At 47.5% G+C, this 1,182-nt stretch carries 1 protein-coding gene; it reads left to right on the top strand.

The annotated features are described in order from the left end of the window. Positions 1-76: 76 nt before the first annotated feature. Positions 77-1,182, top strand: a 1,106-nt coding sequence (locus R7F67_RS24515; RefSeq protein ID WP_318057500.1) for a flagellin, incomplete at its 3' end; no start/stop codon positions are given.

Genomic DNA, 1,182 nt, shown 5'->3' on the forward strand with positions numbered 1-1,182 from the left:
GTAACTTTGAGAGAACTACTTGGTTTTCCGAGACGTCGGAAACCGCTACACCGGAAAATCAATTGGAGAAATCACCATGGCAGTGAATGTAAACACTAACGTATCAGCGATGACCGCTCAGCGTTACCTAAACAACGCAAACTCAGCTCAACAAACTTCTATGGAGCGTTTGTCTTCGGGTTTTAAAATCAACAGCGCAAAAGATGACGCTGCGGGTCTACAAATCTCGAACCGTTTGAACGTACAAAGCCGTGGTTTGGATGTAGCGGTTCGCAACGCGAACGACGGTATCTCGATTGCACAAACTGCTGAAGGTGCAATGAACGAGACCACTAACATTCTTCAACGTATGCGTGATTTGTCTCTACAATCAGCAAACGGCTCAAACTCGAAATCAGAGCGTGTGGCGATTCAAGAAGAAGTGACCGCGCTCAACGACGAACTAAACCGTATCGCAGAAACCACTTCTTTCGGTGGTAACAAGCTACTAAACGGCACACACGGTGCGAAATCGTTCCAAATCGGTGCGGATAACGGTGAAGCAGTGATGCTTGAGCTAAAAGACATGCGCTCAGACAACAAAATGATGGGCGGTGTGAGCTACCAAGCTGAAAGTGGTAAAGGTAAAGACTGGAACGTTGCTGAAGGTAAGAACGACCTAAAAATCAACCTAACGGACAGCTACGGCCAAGAGCAAGAAATCAACATCAGCGCAAAGGCGGGTGACGATATCGAAGAGCTTGCGACTTACATTAACGGCCAAACTGACCTAGTGAAAGCCTCAGTAGACCAAGACGGTAAACTGCAAATCTTCGCTGGCAACAACAAAGTTGAGGGCGAGGTCGAGTTTTCAGGCGGTCTATCTGGTGAACTAGGCTTAGGCGAAGGCAAAAAAGTAACAGTAGATACTATCGACGTAACCTCAGTTGGTGGCGCACAAGAATCTGTTGCTATCATCGATGCGGCACTGAAATACGTAGACAGCCACCGCGCAGAGCTAGGTGCATTCCAGAACCGTTTCAACCACGCAATCAGCAACTTGGACAACATTAACGAGAACGTGAATGCGTCGAAGAGCCGTATCAAAGATACAGATTTCGCGAAAGAAACGACGGCAATGACCAAATCACAAATTCTATCGCAAGCGTCAAGCTCAATCCTTGCGCAAGCGAAACAAGCGCC

Source organism: Vibrio sp. YT-17, from assembly GCF_033337375.1.
GTDB lineage: Bacteria > Pseudomonadota > Gammaproteobacteria > Enterobacterales > Vibrionaceae > Vibrio > Vibrio alginolyticus.